13 protein-coding genes are annotated in these 26523 nt (G+C 75.4%); 5 read left to right on the top strand and 8 right to left on the bottom strand.

The window, feature by feature from the left end; all coding sequences use genetic code 11:
- Positions 1 to 166: 166 nt before the first annotated feature.
- The 3 genes from ACFQ6N_RS32965 to ACFQ6N_RS32955 form a co-directional block, all read right to left on the bottom strand.
- Complete coding sequence (locus ACFQ6N_RS32965; RefSeq protein WP_380657188.1) at positions 167 to 1171, bottom strand: chitinase; 1005 nt, start codon at positions 1169 to 1171, stop codon at positions 167 to 169.
- Positions 1172 to 1490: 319 nt separating this feature from the next.
- A complete protein-coding gene (locus ACFQ6N_RS32960) occupies positions 1491 to 2891 on the bottom strand; it encodes an Ig-like domain repeat protein (RefSeq protein WP_380657186.1) in 1401 nt (466 codons plus the stop codon).
- A gap of 208 nt (positions 2892 to 3099) precedes the next feature.
- Positions 3100 to 3708, bottom strand: coding sequence for a hypothetical protein (locus ACFQ6N_RS32955; protein WP_380657184.1), 609 nt, complete (start codon positions 3706 to 3708; stop codon positions 3100 to 3102).
- A 227-nt stretch (positions 3709 to 3935) separates the two neighbouring features.
- Between ACFQ6N_RS32955 and ACFQ6N_RS32950 the strand changes: the two genes are divergently transcribed.
- Positions 3936 to 7064, top strand: coding sequence for an AMP-binding protein (locus ACFQ6N_RS32950; RefSeq protein WP_380657189.1), 3129 nt, complete (start codon positions 3936 to 3938; stop codon positions 7062 to 7064).
- Positions 7065 to 7125: 61 nt separating this feature from the next.
- On the opposite strand, the gene ACFQ6N_RS32945 is transcribed toward ACFQ6N_RS32950, so the two are convergent.
- The 3 genes from ACFQ6N_RS32945 to ACFQ6N_RS32935 are packed head-to-tail and all read right to left on the bottom strand — an operon-like array spanning position 7126 to position 18960.
- Positions 7126 to 10290 (bottom strand): amino acid adenylation domain-containing protein, encoded by a 3165-nt coding sequence (locus ACFQ6N_RS32945; RefSeq protein ID WP_380657182.1) that lies wholly within the window; start codon positions 10288 to 10290, stop codon positions 7126 to 7128.
- Complete coding sequence (locus tag ACFQ6N_RS32940; RefSeq protein WP_380657180.1) at positions 10287 to 15806, bottom strand: amino acid adenylation domain-containing protein; 5520 nt, start codon at positions 15804 to 15806, stop codon at positions 10287 to 10289. The genes ACFQ6N_RS32945 and ACFQ6N_RS32940 overlap by 4 nt, the downstream gene beginning before the upstream one ends.
- 55 nt (positions 15807 to 15861) lie before the next feature.
- The gene (locus ACFQ6N_RS32935; RefSeq protein ID WP_380657178.1) at positions 15862 to 18960 is read right to left on the bottom strand and encodes an amino acid adenylation domain-containing protein; all 3099 of its coding nucleotides are present in this window, start codon (positions 18958 to 18960) and stop codon (positions 15862 to 15864) included.
- Positions 18961 to 19692: 732 nt separating this feature from the next.
- Between ACFQ6N_RS32935 and ACFQ6N_RS32930 the strand changes: the two genes are divergently transcribed.
- A complete protein-coding gene (locus ACFQ6N_RS32930) occupies positions 19693 to 20793 on the top strand; it encodes a YncE family protein (RefSeq protein ID WP_380657177.1) in 1101 nt (366 codons plus the stop codon).
- A gap of 147 nt (positions 20794 to 20940) precedes the next feature.
- On the opposite strand, the gene ACFQ6N_RS32925 is transcribed toward ACFQ6N_RS32930, so the two are convergent.
- Positions 20941 to 22515, bottom strand: a complete 1575-nt coding sequence (locus tag ACFQ6N_RS32925; protein ID WP_380657175.1) for a HEAT repeat domain-containing protein — start codon at positions 22513 to 22515, stop codon at positions 20941 to 20943.
- Between the two features lie 53 nt (positions 22516 to 22568).
- The gene (locus tag ACFQ6N_RS32920) at positions 22569 to 22961 is read right to left on the bottom strand and encodes an alpha/beta hydrolase (protein WP_380657173.1); all 393 of its coding nucleotides are present in this window, start codon (positions 22959 to 22961) and stop codon (positions 22569 to 22571) included.
- A 64-nt stretch (positions 22962 to 23025) separates the two neighbouring features.
- Between ACFQ6N_RS32920 and ACFQ6N_RS32915 the strand changes: the two genes are divergently transcribed.
- The 3 genes from ACFQ6N_RS32915 to ACFQ6N_RS32905 all read left to right on the top strand — a co-directional run bounded on the left by ACFQ6N_RS32915 (position 23026) and on the right by ACFQ6N_RS32905 (position 26509).
- Positions 23026 to 23292 carry a hypothetical protein gene (locus ACFQ6N_RS32915; protein ID WP_380657172.1) on the top strand — a complete coding sequence of 89 codons (267 nt, stop codon included), beginning with the start codon at positions 23026 to 23028 and terminating at the stop codon, positions 23290 to 23292.
- A 185-nt stretch (positions 23293 to 23477) separates the two neighbouring features.
- Positions 23478 to 25073 (top strand): flavin monoamine oxidase family protein, encoded by a 1596-nt coding sequence (locus ACFQ6N_RS32910; protein ID WP_380657170.1) that lies wholly within the window; start codon positions 23478 to 23480, stop codon positions 25071 to 25073.
- Positions 25070 to 26509, top strand: a complete 1440-nt coding sequence (locus ACFQ6N_RS32905) for a glutamate-cysteine ligase family protein (protein WP_380657168.1) — start codon at positions 25070 to 25072, stop codon at positions 26507 to 26509. The genes ACFQ6N_RS32910 and ACFQ6N_RS32905 overlap by 4 nt, the downstream gene beginning before the upstream one ends.
- The last annotated feature ends 14 nt before the right edge of the window (positions 26510 to 26523 follow it).

Genomic DNA, 26523 nt, shown 5'->3' with positions numbered 1-26523 from the left:
CCCGTTTTTGTTCCCCCCCCCCCCCCCGCGTGGGCTCGGGGCCCCCCCCGCACCGCGCACACGCTGCGCGGTGCGGGCCCCTCGGCATTGCGCCACGCTGATCCCCCGGGCCGTTCGACCCCCGGGCTCCGCCGGCCCGGGCGGCCCGGGCGGCCGCCGCCGCGTCTCAGCCCTGGTACTGGACGACGATCTTGGTGAACTCGTACGGGGACTGCGCGACGCCGCTGCAGGCGTCGGCGTCGGTGCCGGAACCGCAGGCGCGGTCCCGGTTGACGGACCAGAACGAGAAGCGGGCGAGGTGGTGCTGCTTCGCGTACCCGAGGATGGTGCGGAAGTCGGCGGTGGTGACGGTCTCCCCCGCCTCGTCGGTCTTCCCGTTCATCGAGGAGACGCCGATGTGCCGGTACGCCGCGTCGTCGCTGTAGCCGTACGCGCTCTTGACCGCCGCCTTCAGCCCGTCCAGCGCGCTGACCGTCGCCTGGCCCATGCTGCCGCTGTGGCCACCGAAGTCGAAGGGCATGATCACCCAGCCGTCGTTCGCCAGGCCCGCGGCCGCGCCCCGCTTGATGAGGTCCTTGCCGTTGGCGTCCGGACCGCTCGGCGTGGTGCCCATGGTGACGTAGGTGACGATGCCGGGGTTCTTCGTCTTGACGATCTTCAGTGCGTCGACCACCCGCTGACGGACCGTCGCGTTGCTGAACTCGGTGTCCTCGATGTCGATGTCGAGCGCCTTCAGCTTGTAGGCGTCGATCACCTTCTGGTACGCGCCGGCCAGCGCGCTCGCGCTGGAACACTTCTCGCCGAGCTTGTTGCCGCTCCACCCGCCGACCGAGACCACGATGTCCCCGCCGGCCGCCCGGATCGACTTGATCGCGGCCTCGTCGGAACCGCCGGACAGCACGCGGCTGCCGTCCCACGCCGGGTTGCAGCCGCCGTCGGAGAGGACGAAGGCCAGGGTGAACCACGTGACGCCGGTCGCCTTCATCACGTCGGTCGGCTTCTGCGGGTTGCCCCAGCCGAGGTACTCGTACGGCGCGGCGGCCATCCCGGGCACCGCCGCCGCGGCGGGGGCCGCCGTCGCGAAGGCCCCGGGGGCCAGCAGGAGCGCGGCCGGCCCGAGGGCGGCGGCCAGCAGCGGAGCGGTGAGACGGACTCCGATGGTCTTGCGCATGCCAACTCACTTTCGTCGATCCAGCGGAACGGTGACGGCAGGTCGGGGAGCCGCGAACACCCGCGCGGACAACGGCGGTCCACGAAGGGTGTCTCACAGGATCGGGGGCGCCGGGCTCCGCGGTCAACGGTTTTCGTTAGGAAAGTTTCCCAATGAGCCGTGTGCGCCGTGACGTTGCAGGTCGCAGGCCTCGTGCGCGCCGAGTCGGTGCGCTCGGAGCCGGTGCGCTCGGAGCCGGCCTCGGGCGGGCACGCCAGAGGCGGGGCCCGCGAGTCGTCCTCGCGGGCCCCGCCCGGTATCACCCTGTCACCCGCGCCGGTCAGGGGCTCACCGTCACGGTGATGCTCTCGGGGGCGGCACTGTTGTCCTGGTACACCGAGTCACCGCTGTAGACGGCGGTGACGGTGTGGACGCCCGCGGTGCGGAAGGCGGTGACCGTCCCGCCGACGGCGCAGTTGCCGAGGGAGAGGAACAGGCGTCCCGTGCCGAGGGGCGTCCCCGTGGTGGTGTCGGTGAACGTGACGGTTCCGGTGGGCCTGGTCGTGGAGCCCGCGCCGGGGCAGACGGTGTCGCCGAGCACGACCGGCGAGCCGACCCGGGTGCTCCGGGGCATCGCGGTCATGGTCGTGGTGACCGGCTTGCCCACGGTGTAGCTGATGATCACCTGGCCGTTGTGGTTCGCCGTCCCGATCGCGGACAGCGCGGAGGACGTCCCGGTGCCCGACGGGGTCGCGAAGCTGCTCCCGCCACCGCCACCGCCGCCGCTTGCCGCGGTGCCGGTGTTGTTGACGGCACCGCTGCCGCCGCCACCACCGGCGAAGTACCCGCCGCCACCGCCCCCGCCCGCACCGGTGGTCGTGGCGGCACAGCCGCCGTCGATCGATCCGCCGGTGCCTCCGGTGCCGATCGTGGTACCGACGAACCCGCCTCCCGGCGCACCCGGCGTGGCGACACAGAAGGAGACGCTGCCGGCGGCCCCGCCCGGACCACCCGTACTCGTGCTGGTCTTGCCGCCGCCCCCGCCCTGCCCCGCCGCGGCCCCGGGGCCGGCGGCGCTTCCGGCGGTACCGTCGGTGGCATCGGGTGTCGTCCCGCCGTTGCCCCCGTTGCCACCCGTCCGGCCGCTTCCGGTACCCCCGGCGGCACCGCCGCCCCCGGCGACCACCAGGAAGGAGCCCACGCTGACGCTGGAAGCCCCGCCCCCGCCCGGCCCTTCCGCCCGGAAGCCGGTGACCGAGATGCCCCCGCCCGGAGCGCCGCCGTTGAACCCGCCGGCACCCCCCGTCCCCGTGCCGTTGCAGCCCTTGCCGCCCGTGCCGCCGACGTTGACGGTGACCGTCGTCGGTGCGGTGGTCTGCGGGAGAGTGGTGACGACCCGCGCCCCCGTCCCGCCCGTCCCCGTGACGGAACAGGAGGTGCCGGTGTTGTCGGCGCCGCCCGCGCCGTCGGCGGTGATCGTGACCACCGCCTGGGCCGGGATGGTGAGGCTCTGCGGGGCGCCGGTGAAGGCGAAGGTGACCACCGGGTCGGCTCCCCGGGTCCGCACCGGGGTGGCGGCCGGCGCGGACCCGGTCGCCGCGGCGGTCGCGGGGATCGGCCCGGTACCGGCCAGCACCACGCACACCCCTGCCACGACCCCGGCCCGCCGCCACCGCGCACGGGCGTGGACGCCTGCCTCTCCGTCGGCGACGGGACGTCCCGGGGCGTGGTGTCTGGTCACTGGTGTCTCCCGATGTGATGGCTTGAGGCGAGGCTTCGGGGTACTGGATCACGCGACCCGCGCAGCGGTGGCACCGCCGGTCCGGACCGTGGTCAACACGGACAGCGTGACGACCGGACGGCCCTTGTGCCCCGATTACTCCCACAGCGGCATGCCGCACACCATCACACCGGACGGCTCCTGGCGGCCGGTCAGCCGCTCCAGGAGGTCAGCCGCTCCAGGAGGTGGTGGAGGTACCCGTCCGGGTCGCACCCCCCGAGCCGGTGACCCGGACCCCCGGATAGCCCCCGGCACCGGCTCCCGCACCCGCGCCCGTGCCCGCACCCGCACCCGCGCCGCTCGTCCGCACGCCGGGCGCCGCCGCACCGCCCGACCCTCCGGCCGAGGTCCGCGGGGCGGCCGAGCCGGCCGGGACCGCCGGAGCGTGGTGCGCGGCGGTGGTCCGGCGCGCCACCGGGGTCCCGGTCACGGCCGAGGGCTTGTCACCGTCCGGCACGATCCGCTCGATCCGCAGCACCAGGTTGCGGTCCTGCCGGTCGCCCGCCTGATCACGGTTGCGACTGTGCACGACCTGCGTCAGCACACCCCGGATCTCCTGCCAACGACCCTGCACCGCACGGATGTTGGGGCACCAGTCGCCCAAGTGGCGGTGCTCCAGGTCCAGCTGCCAGCTCTCCGCGTCCACGAGGTGGACGGCGCCGACCTCCCCGGAAAGCTCCACCGGAGCGGCGCCCCGGACCGTCACCACCGCCCGCTGCGGGAACCGCCCCTCCACCGCCGTCACCGTGATCCGGCTCGGCCCCTGGTACCAGGCCATCGCTGTCCTCCCGCGTCCGTCCTCGTGCCGGCTGCCGCCCGGCCTCAACCGGTAGCACGGACGGCGCACCCTCCCGGGTTCGACCGGCCCGGATCCGCGCTGAACCACGGGGACCACGAGGCCCGTTCAACGGGGCGCTCCACGGCACCCGGCGAGGCGGGACTCCGGGGTTCCGGGCGGCGCGTGACGATCTGTCGGCGGATCTGGCGCCTCCTCTCGCAAGTCCGATACGGTCTGGACCAATCCGGGGCCGGCCCCGCCCTCCGCCGTCGTGGCGCCGCCCTCCCAAAGCACTCCCGGGAGTCGTCATCAGCGCCCAGTCCGCCCCCGTTCCCCTCACCCTGCCCGCACTCCTGGACCACCGGGCCGCGCTCCACCCCGACCGCACCGCCCTGCTCGTGCCGGGCGGTGGGACCCTCACGTACGGCCGGTGGCGCGAGCGGGCGGTCCGGGCCGCGCACGGGCTGGCCCGGGCGGGCGTGCGGCCGGGAGACACGGTGGCGCTGCTGTTCACCAACCGGGAGTGGGACGAGTACGCCGTGGCGTTCCTGGCCGCGCACTACGCGGGCGCGGCCGGGCTGGTGATCCGCGAGGACCTGGCCGGGGCCGATGTGGAACGGCTCGTCGAGGCCACCGGGGCACGCTGGGCGGTTGCCGGGAACGGCCCGCGCACCGCACTGCCCACGTTCGGGCTCGACGGCCTCGACTCGCCGGACGGGAGCGCTCCGCCCCACCGGGTCGCACCGGGTGACCTGGCCCAGATCATCGGCACCTCCGGAACGACCGGAACCCCCAAGGGCGTCCGGGCCGCGCACGCGAGCCTGACCGCCGGACTGGTCCTCGACCCCCGCCCCCGCCCGTACGCGCACTCACGGCACGCGGTGCACGCCTTCCCGATCGGGACCAACGCCGCGCAGGCCGTCCTCGTGAACGCGCTGACCGCGCAGCCCGCGACGGTCTGCCTGCCGCGCTTCGACGCGGAGGAGTTCGGGCGGGTGGTCGAGGAGTCCGGCGCGGGCACGGTCTTCCTGGTGCCGTCGATGGCGGTGGAACTGCTGAACTCCGGGGTCGCCGGCCGCCGGGACCTCGGCAGCGTCCTGCTCGTCGGCTCCACCGCCGCCGCGCTCCCGCCCGCCGTCGCCGCCGGGCTGTCCGCCGCCCTGCCGAAGGCCACGGTCGTCAACACCTACACCTCGGCCGAGGCCGCCCCCGCCCAGATATCCGCGATCGTGGACCCCGGCCGCCCCGGCTCGGTGGGCCGCCCGACCGACCCGGCCGACCTGCGGATCCTGGACGACACCGGGGAGCCGGTCCCGCCCGGCGGGACCGGCGAGATCTGGCTGCGCCAGCCCGGCCCGCCGCGCGGGTACGCCGGAGCGGCCGACGACACCGTCTTCCGCGACGGCTGGGTGCGCATGGGCGACCTCGGCAGACTGGACGAGGACGGCTTCCTCCACCTGGTCGACCGGGAGAGCGACATCGTCAAGTCGGGTGCGCTGAAGGTCTCGACGCTGCGGATCGAGGCGGTGCTGCACGAGCACCCGCAGGTCGCCGACGCGGCCGCGCTCGGCCTGCCGCACCCGGTGATGGGCCAGGTGCCGGTCGCCGCGGTGGTCGCGATGCCGGGCGGGATCGACCTCGCCGGTCTGCGGCTGTTCCTGAGCGAGCGGCTCGCCCGGCCCGAACTGCCCGTGCGCATCCTGGTGTCGGACTCGCTGCCGCGCAACCCGAGCGGCAAGGTGCTCAAGCACGAACTCCGGACCGCGTTCGAGGAGCCCGCCCCGGTGGCCGGAAGGGCCCCGGAGACGGCGCGGGAGCTCGCCCTGGCGGCCCTGTGGCGGTCCGTGCTGGGCCGGCCGGTCCGGTCGGTGGAGGAGGAGTTCTTCGCCCTCGGCGGGGACTCGTTCCGCGCGGTCCAGCTCGCCGCCGCGATCTCCGCCGGGTTCGGCGTGGCGGCGCGCACGGCGCTCGTCTTCGAGCGCCCCTCGCTGCACGCCCAGGCGGCCTGGCTGGAGCGGGCCGAGGCCGCCCCGGTCACGCCGGTGGAGCAGGACGGGACCGAGGTCACGGCCTTCCTCCGCTCGCTGCGCGCGCAGCCGCACGACCTCCCGCTCACCTCCCAGCAGGAGAACTTCCTGCGCTGGATGGCCGAGGCCCCGGACCGCAACGTCGGCTCGGTGGCGGTGATGTTCCGGGTGACGCAGGGCCTGCGGACGGACGTCCTGGTCGACGCCCTGCGCGAGGCGGTGCGCCGCCACCCCGCGCTGCGGACCGGGTTCGTCCCGGTGCCCGGTGCCGAGCCGGGGGTGCTGCGGGCCGTCCTGGACGACGAACCGCGCACGGACGTGGTGCTGGTGGACCTGCCCGGCGCGAGCGACGAGGAGGTGTCGGCACGGCTGGTCGCCGAACGCGACCGGCCGACGGACCTCGCGTCGGGAGCGATGACCAGGCTCGCCGTGGCGAGCCGGGGACCGGAGGACCACGTCGTCCTGCTGGCGGTCCACCACCTCGTCAGCGACGGCTGGTCGCTGGGCGTGCTGCTGCGCGACCTGGGGGTGCTGTACTCGGCGCTGCGTGACGGCCGCCGGCCGCCGGCGGTCCGGCCCGGCCCGGAGTACCGCGAACTGGTGGAGTGGTCGAACGCCCACTGGCCGGCTTCCCGGACGCACTTCGCGGCGGCGCTCGCCGGCGCGCCCGAGGCGGTCGACCCGTTCCCGGGCCGTCGCGGTACCGAGGTGGTGCTGAGCGCCGCCCACGTCTTCACGGTGGCACCGGAGCGGGCGGGAGCGCTGCGGGCCAGGGCGGCGGAGCTGGGCGCGACCCCGTTCCTCGCGGTGGCGGCGGTCTGGAGCGGCCTGCTGGCCGCCCGCAGCGGACAGCGGGACCTCGTCCTCATGACGCCGGTGCCCGGTCGGACCAGGCCGGAGGCGGAGCGGGCGGTCGGCTGCTTCGTGCAGTCGCTGCTGGTACGGGTGGACGCCTCGGGCGCGCCCGGGTTCGCCGAACTGCTCGACCGCGTCCGGTCCGCCGCCACCGCCGCGCTCGACCACCAGCTGTACCCGTTCGCGGAGTTCAGCCCGCTGGCGCCGTTCGCGGCCTGGCTGAGGTACGAGAGCTGGAGCGCGCCGGCGCAGCTGCCGGGGGTGGCCTGCGCGGCGTGGGAGCTGCCGCGCAACGCCACCGTGCCGTACCCGCTGCCCGGCGGCGACCGGCACGTCCCGGAGCTGGCGGTCGCCGAGCAGCCGGACGGCGGGCTGCGGTGCTGGCTGCGGTACAACGAGCACGCCTTCGGGGCCGCGACGGTGAGCGCGCTGGCCGAGGACCTCGCCGCCGCGCTGGCGGCGGCCGGCGTGTGAACGGATGCGGTCCGGGGATTCGGCCGTCATCGGCCGAACCCCCGGACCGCACCCCGGCCGCTCAGCCGGAGAGGCGCCCGGCCGCCTCCTCCTCGCTGAGCGCGTCGATCTCGGCGATCAGCAGCGCCTCGATCCGCGCCGCCAGAGCGGCCGGCGTGCTGCTCTCGAACACGTCGCGGATGGGGACGTCGAGGCCGAGGCCGGAGCGGATCCGCGCGGCGACCCGGGTGACCAGGATGGAGTCGCCGCCCAGCGCGAGGAAGTCGTCGAACACCCCGACCTTCGGCACTCCGAGCACCTCCTGCCACAGTTCGGTGACCAGGTGCTCGGCGTCGGTGCGCGGCGCGACGTAGCCCGCCCCGGTGACCGGCCCGGGATCGGGCAGGGCCGCGAGGTCGGGTTTGCCGTTCGGGGTCAGCGGCAACCGGGCCAGGACGACCACGGCTTCCGGGACCATGTAGGAGGGCAGCCGTACGGCGAGGTGCTCGCGCAGCTCGTCCGGGCCGGGCTCGGCGCCCGGGTGGGGGACGGCGTACGCCAGCAGCCGCCGCCCGTCGCGGACCAGCGCGGCGGCCTGCCCGACGGCCGGGTGCGCGGTCAGCGCGGACTCGATCTCGGCGGGCTCGATCCGGTAGCCGCGCAGCTTCAGCTGCCCGTCGTCGCGCCCCAGGAACTCCAGCCGGCCGTCCGCCCGCCACCGGACCCGGTCGCCGGTGCGGTACATCACGCCGCCGGCGAACGGGTCGGGCACGAAGGCGGCCGCGGTCAGGTCCGGGCGGCCCAGGTAGCCCCGGGCCAGGCCACTGCCGCCGATGAACAGCTCGCCCTCGGACCCCCGGGGCAGCAGCCCGCCGCGCTCGTCCAGCACGTGGAGCCGCACCCCTGGGAGCGGGCGGCCCAGCGAGGGCCGGTGGTCGGTGTCCGCGGCCGTCAACTCGGCCGCGGTGACGATCACGGTGGCCTCGGTGGGGCCGTAGGTGTTGACCAGCCGGACCGCGTCCCCGTGCCTGCGGCGCCACCCGGCGACGGCGTGGGCCCGCGCCTCGGAGCCGCCGATGACCACCAGGCGCAGGGCGTCCGGCCAGCGGGCCTGCTCCCCCAGGCCGACGAGCTCCTCCCAGTAGGCCGTCGGCAGGTCGAGCACAGTGACGGACCGCCCGGACGGGCTGCCCAGCAGGTCCGGCAGGGACCGGCCGCCGCCGGGCAGCAGCACGACGCAGGCCCCGGACACCAGCGCGGGCCAGAGCTCCTCCACATGGGTGTCGAAGCCGAGGGACGCGAACTGGACGACCCGGTCGCGGGGCCGCAGCGCGTACCCGTCCGGGCCGGCCATCCAGTCGACCCGCGCGGACACCGCCGCGTGGTCGACGGCGACGGCCTTCGGCGTGCCGGTGGACCCGGAGGTGTAGAGGACGTACGCCAGGTCCGCCGGGCCGGGCGGGGCGGGGTCGGCGCCACCGGGTCGGGGCAGGTCGCCACCGGGTCGGGGCAGGTCGCCGCCGGGTCCGGGCAGGTCGGCGCCGTCGAGGGTGAGGACGGCGCCGGCCTCGCGCACCATCAGGGCGCGCCGGTCCTCGGGGTGGGCCGGGTCGAGCGGGAGGTAGGCGGCTCCGGCCTTCCAGATCGCCGTCAGGGCGACGACCAGGTCGAAGGAGGGCGCCATCGACACCGCGACCACCCGGCCGGCCACCGGGCCGAGGCGGCGCGCCAACTCGGTGGAGCGCCGGTCGAGTTCACCGTAGGACAGCGTCCGGCCCCCGCACTCCAGCGCCGGCGCGTCCGGTCGTGCGGCGGCCTGCTCCGCGAACCGCTCCGGCACCGTCCGGGCCGCGGCCGGGCCGGCCGGGCCGGACCCCAGGGCGAGCAGCGCCGCCCGCTCCTGCGGTCCGACGAACCAGTCGCCGTGCAAGGGGAGTTCCGGGTTCCCGACGATCCGCGCGTACACCTCGCGGCACCGGCCGCCGAGGGCCTCGACGGTCTCCCGGTCGAACAGCTCCCGGTCGTAGCAGAAGGACAGCGTCATCCCGCCGTCGGCGGTGCGCCAGCTGTCGAGCAGCAGATCGGTCTTCGCCTGCTCGAAGCCGGAATCCATGCCCGTCGTGCGGACTCCCGCGGGCAGCACGGGCTCACCGGAGCCGTCCGCGAGCTCGTTCTGGCTCTGGTGGACGAAGACGGCCTGGTACAGCGGTCCGGCCCCGGTGTCCGGGGGCAGGCCGAGGTGGGCGGCGAGCCGCTCGACCGGCGCGTCCGGACGGCTCAGGGCGGCCAGCGCGGCGGATCGGGTCCGCCGCAGCACGGTGCGGAAGTCGGGGTCGCCGGTCAGGTCGGACCTGATCACCGCCGTACGGTTGAAGTAGCCGAGCAGCGCCTCGTGCGCCGCCTCGGTGCGGCCCGCCAGCGGGGTGCCGACCACGAAGTCCCGGCAGCCGGTCCAGCGCGCGAGCACGCACTGGTAGCCCGCGAGCAGCACCATGAACGGGGTGCACCGCTCCTGCCGGGCCAGCCGGTCGACGGTGGCCGTCAGCCCGGGGTCGAGGTCGACGGTGACGAAGCCGGCGGGCCGGGTGGGTCTCGGCGGCCTCGGCCGATCCAGCGGAAGGCGCAGCGCTCCGGTGCCGGCGAGTCTCTCGGCCCAGAACCGGAAGGCCTCCTCGCCCGCCGCGCCGCTCGTCCTGGCCTGTTCGGCGCGGGCGAAGTCGCCGTACTGCAGGGGGAGTTCCGCCAGGCCGGCGGGCGCCTCGCCGGTCGCCTCGCGGTAGAGGGCGAGCAGCTCGCGCCACATCGTGCGGAAGGACCAGCCGTCGGCGACGATGTGGTGGACGACGACGCTGACCGCGTGTTCCCGTTCTCCCGCGCTGATCAGCGTCGCGCGCAGGGGCGGTGCGGCGGCGAGGTCGAACGGCGCGTTGACGGAGGGCCGGCAGGCGTCGGTGAAGTCCGACTCGGTCGCGCCTTCGGGCAGTCGCAGGGTGACCAGGTCGATCCCGGCCGGGGGCTGGACCAGTTGGACGGGCTCCGCCCCGTCGGGGCCGTCCGGGACGAAGCGGGTGCGCAGGACCTCGTGCCGGGCGGTCAGCCGGTGGAGGGCGGTGCGCAGGGCGTCCGGGTCGATCGGCCCGGACCAGCGCCGGTTGAGGTACATGTTGAAGCCGGCGTCGTCCGGGTGGAGCTGCTGGAGGAACCAGAGCCGGCGCTGTTCGGCGGTCAGCGGATGGGTGGTGGTCACCGGGCGGTCTCCTCGGTCTCGGAGCGGTGCGGGGCGGTGGGTGCCGGGGAAGCGGCGGACCGGTCCCGGATGGCCTGCAGGCCGACCAGGTCGTCGGGCTCGGCGTCGGGGACGTCCCGGTCGAAGTGGCGCAGCACCGGGACGGCCAGGCAGATCAGCGCGAGGGCGGCCATGGCGAGGCCGAACAGCAGGTAGAGCAATCCGATGCCGCGGCCGTCGCCGGTTCCGATGACGCGGCCCACGCTCGTGGCGAGGGCCCCGTCGTGGTCCATCAGCGGCTGGAGGAGGCCCGGGCCGAACGGGGCGATCAGGGCGAACCCGATCGGCAGGGTCGACCAGGCGACCATCGTGTTCACCGCGATCACCCGGCCGTGGAAGCGCAGCGGCACCTTGGTCTGCACGATGGTCGCGTAGGCGCCGTTGACCAGGGCGAGCGCGAACGTCATGCCGAACGCGCCGAGGGCGACCGTCCAGACCGACGGGCGCAGCCCGGTGAGCAGGCAGGCTGCGGCGACCGCCAGGGTGGCGAGCAGTACCCCGCGCAGTTTGCGGTGGCGCGGTCCGCCCCAGACCAGCAGCGTGATCCCGCCGAGCACGGCGCCGAGTCCGGCCGCCGTCGAGACCCAGCCGGCCGCCGAGAGCGGGGCGAAGGAGAGCACGAGCGGTGTGGTCAGCAGGAACAGCGGGGAGAGGAAGGCGTTCAGGGCGGCGAAGTAGAGCAGCATCGCCCGGAAGTGCCTGCTGCCGAGGGCCCGTCGGAAGCCTTCGCGGATCTCCGCGGACATGCTCTCCCGCCGGGTGGAGCCCATCACGTCCGGGAACCGCACCGCCAGGGTGACGGCGACGGCGACGGCGTAGCCAGCCACGTCGAGGACGAGGATGCCGCCGAGTCCGATCGCGGCGAGCAGGCCCACCGCGAACAGCGGGACGAGGAACTGGGCGAGGCCGAAGGCCATCTGGACCACGCCGTTGGCCCGGCCGAGGTAGCGCTTGGGGACGAGCTGGGGCACCGACGCGTTCCAGGCGAGCCGTTGGAAGGAGAGGGCGGCGGACAGTACGGCGACGAGCGCGTAGGCGTGCCAGACCTGGAGGCTCCCGGTGACGTACAGGAGGAGCAGGAGGGCCTGGGTGGCGCCGGCGGCGAGGTCGCCGCGGAGCATGGTCCGGCGCCGGTCGCCCCGGTCGACGACCGCCCCGGCGATCGGCGCGGCGAGGATGCCGGGGACCAGTCCGCAGGCGGCCAGCAGTCCGAACTGGGCCAGGGAGCCGGTGCGCAGGTAGATCCAGACGGGGAGGGCGAACTCGGTGAGCGCCGATCCGATCATCGACACCTGCTGCCCGGAGGCGACGGCGAGGAAGCGGCGCATGGTCGGGCGCACGGGGGCCGGGGTGTCGTCCGTGCGCGCTGTCGCGGCGTCCCGGGACAGTCCGGCGAGCCACCAGGTCGCGCCGTCGGTGCGGCGGTACCGGTCCTCCTCCCCGGCGGCGATCGCCCGGTGGACGCCGGTGACGACGGCCGCGAGTTCGGCGGCCCGGTACTTGAGGTAGAAGTGGCCGGCCTCGTCGAGGACCACCACGGCGGCGGTGTCGGTGATCCGGTGCCACTCGCGGAAGCGTTCCTGGTAGAACTCGGTGGCCGGGTCGCGGTCGCCGCAGACCGCGATCACGGGTGCCTTGATCCGCCCGCCCTCGGTCCCGAACATCCGGGTGAAGTACCGCTCGACGTCCTTGGTGCCGGTGCGGCGGTTGCGCACGATCAGCCGCAGTTGCTCCGGGTCCACGTCGTCGGTGTCCATCCCGGCGGCGGCCAGCGCGTTGATCATGCCCTGGTCGCTGCGCAGCCGGTCGACGCGTTCGGCCCACCACTCCCCGACGGCGGCGCCCCGCCCCCGGGGGCGGGCGAAGGGGAAGATGCCGCCGAGGTGGACGGCGTCGATCTCCCGTCCCTCGGCCTCGACCCGGCGGGCGATCTCCACGGCGAGGCGCACGCCGACCCCGCAATGCCCGTACAGCACGATCCGGCCTTCGACGCTTTCGAGGATCTCGCGCGCGCACCGGGCGGCGACCTCGTCGACGTCCATCGGTTCCTCGCCGAGCTCGTGTCCCGGGACGGCGATGGAGTGCAGGGCCCAGTCCTCGGGCAGGGCGTCGGCGAGCGGCTTGTAGATCAGCGCGCTGCCGCCGCCGTAGGGCGCGCAGACCACGCTGGCGGTGGTGCGGCGGCGTTCGGGGGTGAGCCTGTGCAGCAGTCCCCGCGGTCCCCGGTCGGCGGCGGGGTCGCTGACGAGTCCGGCGAGCAGACGGACGGTCGGGAAGCGGAAGAGGTCCATCACGCCGATCGGGGCCGGCAGGTCCGGGAAGGCCCGGCGCAGTCGGGCGACGACCTGGGTGGCGAGCAGCGAGTGGCCGCCGATCTCGAAGAAGTCGTCCAGTGCGCCGACCTTCGCGACGCCGAGCACCTCGGCCCAGATCCCGGCGATCTGTGCCTCGGCCCCGTCCTCGGGTTCGACGTGGCCGCCGGCCGGGGCGGTGTCCTCGGGTTCGGGCAGGGCCTTGCGGTCGACCTTGCCGTGGGCCAGCAGGGGCAGCCGGTCGAGGACGACGAACCGGGCGGGGACCATGTAGTCCGGCAGGACGGCGGTGAGCGCCGCCCGTAGGTCGGCCGGTGCCGGGGCGGTTGCGCCGCCCGGGTGTTCGAGGTAGGCCACGAGGTTCTGTCTGATTCCCTCGCCGCGGACCGTCACATGGGCCTGGGTGACGCCGGGCAGCGCGGTGAGCGCGGCCTCGATCTCGCCGGGCTCGACCCGGTAGCCGCGGACCTTGATCTGGTCGTCGGCGCGCCCGAGGTACTCCAGTGTGCCGTCGCGCCGCCAGCGCGCCAGGTCGCCGGTGCGGTACATCCGGCCGCCGGTTCCGCCGAACGGGTCATCGAGGAAACGTTCCGCCGTGAGGTCGGGGCGCCCCAGGTAGCCGCGGGCCAGCCGCTCCCCTCCGAGGTACAGCTCCCCCGTCACGCCGGGCGGCACCGGTCGGCGGGCCTCGTCGAGGACGTAGCAGCGCGCGCCCGCGAGCGGCGTGCCGATCGGTGTGCTCCCGGGGCCGCACTCCCCCGGAAGGACCTCGTGGACGGTGACGCCGACCGTCGCCTCGGTCGGGCCGTAGTGGTTGAACACCGCGCACCGCCCGCGCACCGCCAGATCGGCGGCCCAGGCCCAGGACGAGGCCTCCCCGCCGAGCACCAGGGCCCGGCGCGGCAGCAGCCGCTCGACCGGGGCGTCCGCGGTCAGCGCGGCCAGGTGGGAGGGTGTCATCTTGAGGTAGTCGAGCTCCGACGCCTCGATCGCTTCGGCGAGTTCGGCGCCGGCGATGCGGCGCGGCAGCAGGTGCACCCGGCCGCCGGTGGTGAGCGCCAGGTACAGCATCGTGATGCTGAAGTCGAAGGACAGGGACTGCAGCAGGCCGTAGCGGGCGCCGGGCTCGATCCGCAGCCGTTCCCGTACGCCGGCGAGGTAGTTGAGGATCTCCCGGTGCTGCACCGCGACGCCCTTGGGCTGCCCGGTCGAGCCGGAGGTGTAGATGACGTACGCGAGGTCGTCCGGTCCGGAGGCCTCCGCCAACGGCTCGTCGCTCGGCGGGAGTTCGACGCGGTCGACGAGCAGGTCCGCGCCGCCGTACCCGGAGAACCGCGTCCGCAGGCCCGAGTCCGTCACCAGCACGCGCACGTCCGCGTCCGCCACCAGGCGGGACAGCCGTGCGGGCGGCTGCTCCGGGTCCAGCGGCAGGTAGCAGCCGCCGGCCTTCAGCACGGCGACCAGTGCGACCGCCAGGTCCGGCGACTGCTCCAGGCACACCGCCACCCGGTCGTCCGCGCCGACGCCCAGCTCCCGCAGCCGGCGGGCCAGGGCGGTCGCCCGGGCGTCGAGTTCGTTGTAGGTGACGGTGCCGTCCTCGAAGACCAGCGCCGGGCGGTCGCCGGCCTGCCGGGCCGCCGCCGAGAGCAGCGCGGTCAGCGTCCCCGCTCCGCCTGCGGGGAGTTCGGGGCCGGCCGCCCACCGTTCGACCACGTCGCGGCGCTCGGTGTCGGACAGCACCGGCAGGTCCTCGACGGGCCGGTCGGGATCCGCCGTCGCCGCCGCCATCAGGACCTCGAAGCGCTCGGCGAGCCGTCGCACGGTGTCGGCGTCGAAGAGGTCGGTGCGGTAGGTGATCAGGCCGAAGAGCCCGCCGTCCTTCTTCTCCCGCAGGTAGAACGCGAGGTCCGCATGGCTCGTGGCGGTCTCGTGGCCGAATCCCTCGGCCGGGGCGGCGGGTGCGGTGGAGGCGGCGCGGTCGCCGTAGTTCTGGAACGCGAAGGTCACCTGGAACACCGCCGAGCGGCTGACGTCCCGCTCGATGTCCAGGTCCGCGACCATCTGCTCGAACGGCACCTCCTGGTGGGTGTAGGCGTCGAGCGTCGTCTCCCGCACCCGGTCGACCAGTTGTCCGAAGGCGAGTCCGCTCTCCAGGCGGGCCCGGATCGGCAGCATGTTGACGAACGCGCCGACCACGCCCTCCAGCTCCCGGTGGAGGCGGCCGGCCACCGCCGAGCCGATCGCGAAGTCCCGCTGCCCGGTGTGCCGGCCGAGCAGCGCCTGGAGCCCGGCCATCAGCACCATGTAGGTCGACGCCCCGTGGGCGCGGGCGCACTCGGCGACGGCGCGGACGGACTCCGGGCTCCAGTGCAGTTCCACGGCCGCGCCGTCGAAGGTGAGCAGCGGCGGCCGGGGGCGGTCGACGGGCAGTTCCAGGGCGGGGACGGCGGCGAGTTCGGTCCGCCAGTGGTCGCGGGAGGCGGCCAGCGCCCCGCTGTCCAGCCGGTCCCGCTGCCAGCGCGCGTAGTCACCGAACTGCACGGGCACCGCTGGGAGTTCGGCGCCCTCACCGTGGGCGTGCCGGGCGTACAGCGCGTCCAGTTCCCGGTTGAGGATGTCGATGGACCATCCGTCGCAGACGATGTGGTGCATGACCAGGGCGAGGACGTGGTCCTCGGCGGCGAGCCTGACCAGCAGCGCCCGCACCAGGGGTCCGCCCGCGAGGTCGAAGGGCCGGGCGACCAGCGCGCCGATCTCCTCCGCCGCCCTCCGACCCGGGTCGGGATCGCCGGAGGCGTCCACGAACTCGGTCGGGAAGGGCCCCGGTGCGGCGACCAGGGCCTCGGCCCTGCCGTCCTCGGTGGCCGGGAAGGTCGTCCGCAGCCCCTCGTGACGCTCCAGCAGGGCGGCCAGGGCGGTGTCCAGGGCCGCGCGGTCCAGCGGACCGCGCAGCCGCCGGGCCGGGGCCAGCGTGTACGCGGTCCCGCCCGGCGTGAACTGGTCCATGAACCAGAGCCGCTCCTGTCCGCTGGACAGCGGCGGCTCGGTGCCCGCCGGGCGGGGCTCGACCACCCGCACCGGAGCCGCGGCGCCCCGCAGGCGCTGGGCGAGCAGGGATCGTTTGGTGGCGGACCAGTCCGCGGGCGGGTCCTGGGTGTCGGTCATCGGCAGTCCGTTCGGGCGAGGAGCGGGGAGGGCACGGAGGGGCGCTCGACGACGGTCAACGCCGCTCCCGGACGACGGCGGCGAGGGCGGCCGGGGTGGAGGCGTCGAAGAACAGGTCGAAGGCGAGGTCGACCCCGAACGCGGCCCGGATCCGGGCCGTGATCTGGATGATCGTCAGCGAGTGTCCGCCGAGTTCGAAGAGGTCGTCCTCGGGGCCGATGCCGGAGAGGCCCAGGACCTCCTCCCAGACCGCCAGGACGGTCGCGGTGACGTCGTCGGCGGCCTCCGCCGGGCCGGCGACGTCAGCGGGCGCCGGCGCGGGCAGCGCGCGCCGGTCGAGCTTGCCGCTCGGAGTCAGCGGCAGGCGGTCGAGGGCCACGAACTGCCGGGGCACCATGACAGCGGGGAGGGTGCGCAGCAGGTGGTCCCGCAGCTCCGCGTCGGACGGCGGTGCGCTGCCGGGCACGGGCACCCGGTAGCCGACGAGTGCGGGTTCGCCCCCGGTCTGCTCGTACACGGCGGCGGCCGCCGCGGCGACCGACGGGTGGCCGAGCAGCGCGGCCTCGACCTCACCGAGTTCGATCCGGTGGCCGCGGATCTTCACCTGGTCGTCGATCCGGCCGTGGAACTCCAGCTCGCCGTCCCGCGTCCAGGCCGCGAGGTCGCCGGTACGGTACATCCGGCCGCCGCCGAACGGGTCCTCGACGAAACGCTCGGCGGTCAGCCCGGGCCGGCCCCGGTAGCCCTCCGCCACCCCGTCGCCGCCCAGGTGGAGTTCGCCGGGAATGCCGACCGGCAGCGGCCGGCCGTCCGCGTCCAGGACGTACGCCCGGGTGTTGGCGACCGGCCTGCCGATCACCACGGCGTCCGCTCCGTCGGGGATGTCGGCGCAGGTGGCGTAGATCGTCGCCTCGGTCGGCCCGTACCCGTTGACCAACCGGGCGAGGGAGCCCCGGAGCTCGCGGGCCAGCGGCAGCGGCAGCGCCTCCCCGCCCACGATCCCGGTCAGCCCCGCCGGCAGCGGCCCGGCGCTGAGCAGCACGCGCCAGCCCGAGGGGGTCGCCTGCAGATGGGTGACGCCCTCCTGCCGGACCAGCCCGACCGTGCCCGCCGCGTCCAGCGCGGCACCGTCCGGCGCGAGGACCAGCCGGCCGCCGGTGGTCAGCGGCAGCAGGATCTCCAGCCCGGATATGTCGAAGGAGAGCGAGGTCAGGCCGAGCCAGACGTCCCGCGGCCCCGAGCCCAGGAGTCCGGCGAACGAGGTCAGCAGGTTGACCAGCGCCCGGTGCCCGATCTCCACGCCCTTGGGCCGCCCGGTCGAGCCGGAGGTGTACAGCACGTAGGCGAGGGCGCTGGGCGGGGTGGGCGCCGCCGTGGGCCCCGGTCGCGTGCGGCCGCTCCCGAGCCGGAGTACGGCCGGTGCCGCCGCCGCTACGTCGGGGGCGGGCTCGGTGTCGGCGACCAGCAGGGCGGCGCCCGAGTCGGCGAGCAGGAACGCGAGCCGCTCGGCGGGGTGGCCGGGATCGAGCGGCAGGTAGGCGGCGCCGGCCGCGTGCACGGCGAGCAGGACGGCCGGCAGGTCGGCGGTGCGGTCCAGGTGCAGGGCGACGAGGTCGCCCGGCCGGACCCCGGCCCCACGCAGGACGGCGGCCAGTTCGTCGACCCGCTCCACGAGCGCCCGGTAGGTCAGCCGCCCGGTGTCCGTACTGACGGCGACGGCCTCGGGGGCTTCGGCGGCCCGTTCCCGCACCAGGTCCAGCGCCGTACGGTCGCGGGGGTAGGCGCGGGCGGTGTCGTTCCACTCCTCGGTCACCAGCGACAGCTCGGCCCCGGCCAGCAGCGCCAGGGCGCCCAGCGGCTGCTCGGGCGCGGCCGTCGCGGCTTCCAGCAGGGCCCTGAAGTGGCCGGCGATCCGGTCCGCGGCCTCCGGCGACACGATCGCCGGGGCGTACTGGAGCGAGAAGGCGAGCCCGTCGGCGGTGTCGACCGCCTGGAGGTGGAGCGTGTTGCGGGCGGCGCCGTTGAACACCGCGCGGTCCACCCGGGCGACGCTTCCCGGGAACACCGGATCCGCGGCCCGGCCGCGTCGGTAGCCGAACGACACGGGAGCCAGGCCGGCGCGCGGCGTGAGTCCGCCGACCGCCGCCCCGAAGGGCACCGGGCGGAACGGGTACCCGCCGCGCACCTCGGCGCGGACGGCCCGGGCGTACTCGGCGAAGGGCATCCGGGAAGTCGCCCCGGCGGGCGCGTGCACCGGCAGCTCGTTGACGAACGGCCCGATCTCCCTGGCCTGTTCGGCCGCCCGGACGGAGAGCGGCACCGACACCGGGACCGCCTCTCCGCCGTAGCGCAGCAGCAGTCCGTGCAGCGCGGCGAGCAGGAACTCGAAGACGGTGACGCCGCAGCGCTGCGCGGCGCCGGCCAGTTCCGCCCGGCCGGCGGCGTCCGTCCGCCACCCGACCGACTCCCCGGGCGCCGGGTCGGTGACGGCCGGCGGCATCCCCGGGAGGACGGGCTCCGTCGCGGCGGCCCAACGCGGGCCGTACCAGGCCGCCGCACGACGCACGAGGTCGGGATCGGGGTCGGGATCGGCGTCGGGATCAGGGCCGGGGTCGGGGTCGGCGTCGGGGTCGGACGGGGGCAGGGGTGCGGACGGTATCCGGTCGGCCTCCGGAGCGGCCCCGCCCACGGCCTGCGCATAGGCGGCGGCGAGCTCCGCCAGCAGGACGTCCTTCGACTCCCCGTCGAACACCGCGTGGTGGGCGACGACCAGCAGCTCCGCCGCCCCACCGCGGCCCCGGTAGAGGGTGAAGCGCGCCGGGGGGCCGGTCCGCAGGTCGAAGGGTCTCGCCACATCCTCGGCCAGCCGCTTCTCCAGCCCCTCCGCGCCGTCCCCCGAGGCGTCGACCACGCCGAGGACCGGGGCGCCGCCGGGCTCCAGCACGACCTCCCCGTCCCGCTCCACGAACCGCTGGGACAGGGCGGCATGACGCGAGGTCAGCACGGACACCGCCCGTCCCAGGGCGTCGGCGTCGATCCGGTCGAAGGAGATCCGGAGCGGCATGTGGAACGCCCCGTGCACGGGACCGAGGCGTTCGGTGAACCAGATGCCCCGCTGGACGTGCGACGCGCGCGGGGGAAAGGAGTGCGGCATGTGCGGCTCGATTCGGCAGTCGGTGAATGGTGCGTTCCCGTGACCGGGCGCCGACATGGCCGGCCCCGCGGATTCACTGGTGACGCGGCCGCCGGGTGGTGTCCGGCCTGCCCCCGGCCGGCCGACGGGCCGCTCCGGCCTCGACCCGTCCGCCCGCAGCCCCCCTGCGCACGGCCGGATCGGAGCCGTTCTTCTCCCCCGATGAAAAGATCTTGGTCCAGACCTGCCGAGAGGTTGGCAGAGAAGCCCTGCGCCGTCAAGAGCCACCCACCAGGGCGTCATGCACACGCCTAACCTGCGGGAATCCGCCTACGGGGAGGCTTTCTGACCGTTTGTCATCTTCTCGACGCTCGCCGAAACGGCGGGCTGAAGAGACCTCCGGCGCCCGGCTGCGCCCGCCCGGCGATCGCCTTCGGGCCGCCTCCGGGCCGCCTCCGGGTGGACGGACGGACCATCACCACCGCGCCACAGCAGGAGGTCACCGCACGGCCCCCGTACGGCGATCGGATCTTCATCCGAATCGGCTAGCCTGCCCCCGGCACCGCAACGCGCGGTGCAAAAGGGGGAGTCGATGTCCAGGATTCGTTCGGGGACGACGCGCCGGTCCGCCGCAGCGGTCACGGTCACGGCGCTCTCGCGCTGTCGACACCGGTGACCTGAGCCGCTTCGGCCACCACGCCGCGGCGGCCCGGCACACTCCACCACACCACACGCTCCACAAGGGGGAAACCGATGTCCCGCAAGACCACCCGCCGCAGCGCCGCAGCGGTCACCACGGCAGCAGCCGCCGCCACCCTGCTCGCCCTGACCGCCACGGCCGCCACGGCCGCCGCCCCGCTGTCCGGCACCGAGGCGACCATCGCCGTCGGCGCCCGCAACGCCGCACCGGTGGTCAGCCCCGACGGCGCCAAGGCCTACGTCGCGGTGACCGAGGCCGACAACACCTCCACCGTGAAGGCGGTGGACACCCAGACCGGCGCCGTCACCGGCCGCCTGGCCCTCGGCGCCCTCCAGTGGGGCGCCCACCCGGCGCTCAGCGCGGACGGCTCACGCCTGTACGTCCTCGACGGCCTGCGCCTCAGCGTGGTGGACACCGCCACCCTGACCCTGGTCGCCACCCTCGCCCTGCCCGACCAGCCCCGCCCGGCGGGCTGGAGCGCAGGCTCGGCCGCCGGACTGGCCTTCAGCCCCGACGGATCCACCCTGTACGTCTCCCAGAACGGGGCGACCGCCTACCGGCAGAACGGCCAGAGCCGGATCCTGGCCTTCGCCACCGCGCAGCAGGCGTTCACCGCCTCCGTCCAGCTCCCGGCGCCCTTCGTCGGCGCTCCCGCAGCCCGACCGGGCACCGGCGACGTGTACGTCGGCACCAGCCAGGGCGTGGTGCGCGTGAGCGCGGCCGCCACCGCGCCCGCCGTGGCCGGCACCGTCCAGGGCACCGCCACGAACCTGGACTACAACCTGGCGTTCACCCCCGACGGCAAGCGCCTGTTCGGCCTCGCCGAACTCGGCACCGGCGCGAGCACCATCATCGACCCGGCCACCGGCACCGTGACCGCCACCTTCCACCCCGCCGGCAGTGGCGACTCGCTGGAGAACCCGCAGGTCAGCGCCGACGGCACCCGGCTCTACCTCGCCGACACCAACTACGGCACGGGCACCGCCACGGTGCTCGCCCTCGACACCGCCACCGGCGCCCCCGTCCCCGCGGACGGCGCCGGCGACCTCGACGAGGACGCGATCACCGGCCTGGCCCTGGGCCCCGACGGCCACACCTTCTACGTGGGCGGCACCGTCGGACAGGTCGCCAACCTCCAGATCGTCGCCCACTGAGCCCGCCGGGCCCACTGACCGACCGCACAACGGCCCCCGCCCACCCCCGGGCGGGGGCCGCGGCCTTCCCCGCCCTGGTCACCGCCGTCTGACCCAAGCGTCGTCGGCCGAGCTGTGCCCGCCTGCGGCTCGGCTACCGGCTACCGGCTACCGGCTACCGGCTACCGGACGGAGCACGCCGCGCAGCAGTTCGACCACGCCCTCGGTGAGCTCGGCGCTCCGCTGCTCCGCCAGCGCGAGCAGGTCGGCGGCCTGGTCGGGGCCGGCGTCGAGGGACGGGACCGGGCGGGTGCGCCAGGGGTCCGGGGCCAGAGCGCGGATCCGTGCGGTGGCGTCGGTCCTGCCCTGGGCGGCGAGCCGGGGGTGGGCGTCGCCGCTCACGAGGAGGGCGGCGCGCAGCGCGGTGAGGCGGTCGCGCCGGGCCAGCAGCCGGTAGCCGGCCCGCCGGACGGCCGGCCGCCGCGGGTCGGCGAGCAGGTCCCACAGCAGGTCGGCGGGCACTTGGGCGGCGCCGGGGGCGAGCGTGGCGGCGGCCTCCTTGACCACGGCGTCGGAGCCGTCCCGGAGCATCACCGTGACCCGGGGCACGGGCACCGTGTCGAGGCTCCGCAGGGCGCGCAGGGCGTGGACGCGGACCTGGGGGGCGGGGTGGTCCAGCAGGGCGGTGAGCAGGGGGCCGTCGGCCCGGTTCCCGGTCTCGGCGAGCCCCGCGATCGCCCCGACCCGCGGTTCGGCGGCCCGGGCCGTCGAGCGGTAGTGGGCCAGCGGGTCGGTGCCGTTGCGGCGTGCCGCCTCGCGGGCCAGGGCCCGGATCAGTGCGGACGGGTCGTCGAGGTACGGCAGCGCGTCCTGCGTCGAGCCGGTGCGCATGAGCCCGGTGAGGGCGGTGATCCGTACCTCGGCGTGGCGGCTGCGGGCCAGCCGGCGCAGCAGATCGACCTGGTCGGTCCACACCGCCTGCCGGGCGGCGGCCTCGGCGGCCCGGGCCCTGACCTGCCGGCCGGGGTCGCCCTCGGCGAGCGCCACGAGGTCGCGCAGCCCGAGGCGGTGCGCGGTGGCGTCGAGGGCGAAGCGCCGCACGACCGGGTCGGAGGCCGTGAGGAGCCCGCCGGACAGCGCCGTGCCCGACTCGGCCGTCAGCTGCGCGAGCAGCTGGCCCTGGGCGAAGGCGCCGCGCCGGCGCCGGTTGACCAGCAGGGCCGTGCGGACGGTCGCCGGGGTGGCCGACAACGGGTTCTCGTGGAGCAGCACGGCCAGGCCCGCGCACGCCGACGCTCGTACCTGGCGGACCCAGTCGCTGGTCCGCAGGACGAGGAACGGCATCGTCTCGGGGCACGGCTCGTTCAGCAGCCGCCGCACCACGCGCTCACGGACGCGGCCGTCGGCGTGCGAGGCCGCCAGGACCAGCGCGACCGGGTCGGCCTCGCCGGGCGGCACGGCGGGGCGCGTCGAGTACCAGGACTCCCGCCGTATGTAGGCGTCCAGGCGCAGCAGCAGCGCCGGACGTCCCGTCAGCACACGCAGCGCCTCCAGCGAGTCCTCACGCCGCCCGGCCGCGCCGACCGCCAGCAGCGCGGCGATCAACTCCTCGAACGCGCCGCCCTCCCGGGACCGCGCCCCGGCGACCGCCCGCCGGACCCGCTCCAGGGCATCCGCCCCAGGGGAGGCCTGCGAGAGGGGTTGTTGCGGGACGGGCTGCTGACGACGGAAGAAGGAGTTCACCGCGCCCATCCTGCCGCAGCCGACCGACCTGCCACCTCCCATATACGAGCCTGTCAGATGCTCGAACAGTACATTCCCGCGGCCGGCACCGCGCCTTCCGTCAGGTAGGCCTCGGCGGCGGCACGGATGCAGCTGCTGTGCCCGTAGGCGGTGTGGCCGTCGCCGTCGCGGGTGAGCAGGACGGCGTTGCCGAGTTCGGCGGTGAGCCGCTGGGCTCCGGCGTAGGGCGTCGCCGGGTCGGCGGTGGAGCCGACGACCAGGATGGGGGTGGGGCTGCCGGCGGTGGCGGTGGCGGTGGCGGTGACGGAGTCTCCGGGGCCTCCCGGGTCGACGAGGAGCGAGCCGATCCGCTGCTCCCGCCGGGCGGCGGGGTAGCGGACGAGCGCCACGTCGAGGACGTCGCCGGCGGGGCGGGTGTAGTCGAGCGGGCCCCGGGGGCGGGGCACGGGTGGCCCCTCGGACGGCCCGCCAGCGGGTGTGGGTCGGCACCGGATGGCCGAGGCTCGGTGTATGGGATCGATCATCGTGCTCTTCGCGCTGGAGCCCGACGGGGCCATCGGTGCGGAGGGCGTCGAGCCCACCGTGACCGCTGTGCACGCCGCCGGGGCTGACCCGGACGTTCCGGAGGACCCGCAGCCGTACACGCTGTGCGGGCTCGACACCGGTCCGATGGAGCACACGCACTACCGGCCGGCCCGGCCCGGGGACTCCTGGTACCCGCCCGCGCTGGCCGACCGGCGGTGCCAGGAGTGCGAGCGGGCCCTGCGCACGCTGTGACCACGGCGGGCCGGTGCCCCTGCTGCCCCGCTGCCCCGCTGCCCCGGCGCCCCGGCGGATCGGCGGATCGGCGGATCGCCGGATCGCCGGATCGACGCCGGTCACCCGAATCGGCGTCCCACGGTGGCCCCCGGACCGTGCCCGGACGAGGCTGGCCGCGGGGGCGTGTCCGATTGGTGGTGTCGATGTTCGATGCGAGCTTCGCGTTCCCGAAGGACCTGCTGACGCCGGTCCCCGGGGGCCGGGCGCGGGTGGCCGTGGTCGGGTCGGGCGTCGCCGGGCTGGTGTGCGCGCACGAGCTGCAGCGCCGGGGCTTCGACGTCGTCGTGTACGAGCGGGCGAACCGGCCGGGCGGGCGGGTGCGCACCCACCGGTTCTGGGACGGCACGCACGCGGACCTGGGCGCCATGCGCATCCCGGGCAACCACCACTGCGTGCTGCACTACCTCTCCCGGTTCGGCCTGGCGACCCGCCCGTTCGTGAACGCCAACCCGCGCGCCTACTACCACCTGCGCGGCCGGCGGGTGCGGGTGCAGGATGTCGCCGCGCTGTTCCCCGCGTACGCGCTGCGCCCTGCCGAGCGGCAGGCGCCGACACCGGTGCTGGACCACCTGCTCGGCGCGGTGTGGCGCACCCTCACCGTCGAGCAGCAGCGCCGCACCCTGGAGGGCCACTGGGACGACCCGGCGCTGGAGCGGGCGGCCTCGGTGTCGCTCTGGCAGTTCGTCCACGAGCACCTGTCGCAGGACGCCTGGGACCTGGTCGGCCACGCCAGCGGCCTCGCCCACTACGAGCAGTCCTCGCTGCTGGAGGTGCTGGTCGACTACTTCGGCCTGTTCCACGAGGGACAGGTCGAGGTGGTCGACGGGCTGGACGCGCTGATCCACGCCTTCGTCCGCTCCCTGCGCCCCGGCACGCTGCGGCTCTCCACCCAGGTCGAGGAGCTGGCGCTGACCGCCGACGGCGTGCGGATCCGCGGCCGGCGGATCGGCGCCCGGCTGCACGACCGCGCCGACTACGTGGTGTGCTGCGTCCCGGCGCCCGCGCTCGACCAGATCACCGTCACCCCCGGGCTGCCGCACGCCCAGCAGCACGCCGTCCGCGGCATCAGCTACGCGAGCAGCATCAAGACGGTCCTCCATCTGACCCGCCGCCGCTGGGAGCTGGAGGACGGCATCCACGGCGGCGGCAGTTTCACCGATCTGCCCATCCAGCAGTGCTGGTACCCGTCCGACAACGCGGTGCGGGTCGTCGACGGGGTGGACGGCAGCGCCGTACGCCGGTGGGCCGCGCGCGACGTGCGGCGCTCGGCGGAACCGACGGCCCTGCTCGGCGCGTACCTGTGGGGTGCCAACGCCCGGCGCTTCGCCTCGCTGCCGGCGTCCGACCGCGACACGCTGGTGCTGGAGTGCCTGGAGAAGCTGCACCCCGGCATCACCGGGGACGTCGACGACATCGTGCACTGCAACTGGGACGTACAGACCGGCATGGGCGGGGGCGCCTTCGCCCACCTCACCCCCGGCGAGCACACCCGCTACCTGGGCGTGCTCGGCTCCCCGCACCCGGCGGACCGGCCCCGCATCTTCTTCGCCGGCGAGCACCTGTCCGGCGCGCACGCCTGGTGCCAGGGCGCGGCCCGGTCCGCCCTGGACGCGGTGGTCACACTGCTCGACCGCGCCCGGCACACGCCGCCGACGACGGCGCGGGCCGAGGCGCCACGAGCGAGCGGAAGCCCGGCCCCGGCCGCCCGAGCGGCCGAAGGCTCGGCCGGAACGGCATGAGCGGCGGGAGGCCCGGGCCGGGCGGCGCGAGCGACGGAAAGCCCGGCCGGAACGGCGCGAGCAACGGGAAGCCCGCCCCGCGCGGCGCGAGCGACGGGAGGCTCGGCCGGGACGACCTGCGCTCGCTCTTCCTGCCGCCGCACGAGCCGAGGGAACTGGTCGGCATCGAGGTCGAGTGCGGCCTGGTCCGCCCGGACACCGGGCTCGCCACCCCCTACTTCGGCGAGCGCGGCGTGCTGGCCGTACTCGAAGCGGCCCTGGAGCAGTGGGGCGGCGAACGGCAGGAGGACACCGGGCGGCTCACCGGCGTCACCCTGTCGGACGGCGGCCGGCTCACCCTGGAGCACGGCGGCCAGATCGAGTACTCCTCTCCCCCGGCGACGAGCCTGGCCGCGGCCGTGGACGGCCTGCGCGCCACGCTGGACCGGCTCTCCGAGCTCGTCGGGCGGTTCGGCCTCGCCCTGCTGCCCGGCGGCAACCTGCCCTTCGACCGGCTCGACGACATGGCCTGGGTCCCGATGACCCGGGGCGCCATCATGCGGGCCCATTTCGCCCGGCTCGGGGACGGCGGCAGCAGGGCCGGGCACGTCATGGCCCAGTCCCTCTCCACCCAGGTCACCCTGGACTACCTCTCCCCCGGGGACTTCACCGAGAAGCTGCGGATGCAGATGGCCGCCGCCCCCGTCGTCTCCGCCCTGTTCGTCAACTCCCCCCTTCAGTCGGGACGTTCGAACGGTCTGCTGTCCCACCGCTGCTGGGCCTGGCTGCGGATGGACCCGCGCCGCAACGGCGTCCTGCCGCCCGCGCTGCGCCCCGACGTCACCGTCGACGACGTGATCGACTGGGCCCTCGGCATCCCGCTCATCCACTACCGCACCCCCGACGGCCGCTACCACCCGGCACCGGACCGCCCCTTCGCCGACCTCATCGACCACGGCCTCGACGACGGGTCGCCACCGACCCTCACCCACTGGGCCGGCCACCTCAACCAGCTCTGGACGAACACCCGCGTGCGCAGCACCCTCGAACTGCGCGCCGCCGACGGCCCGCCCAACCCGGCCATCCCGGCCGTCCCCGCCCTGTGGACCGGCCTGACCTACCACCCCGAATCCCGCACCAGGGCCTGGGAGTTGCTCGGCCACCACACCCTCCGGGAGCACAACGCCGCCCTCGCCGCACTGCCCGCCCTCGGCCTGGACACCCGCCTCGGCGACACCCCCGTCCGCCCCCTCGCCGCCGAACTCCTGCGCCTCGCCCGCACCGGCCTCGCCGCCCGCGTCGCGGCCGGACTCGACCCCCCGCACGTGCTCACCTACCTGGACCCGCTCGACGACATCCTCACCACCGGACGCACCTTCGCCGAACAGTGCCTCCACCGCTGGGACGGCGACCTCCGCCACGACCCGGCCCGCTACGTCGCCGCCTACCGGATCTGACACCGGGGCGGCCA

Origin of the sequence: Kitasatospora sp. NPDC056446 (assembly GCF_042796115.1) — a bacterium.
Lineage (GTDB): Bacteria > Actinomycetota > Actinomycetes > Streptomycetales > Streptomycetaceae > Kitasatospora.
Note: the sequence above shows the minus strand (reverse complement) of the source record. Positions and strands in the feature narration are given on the sequence as shown.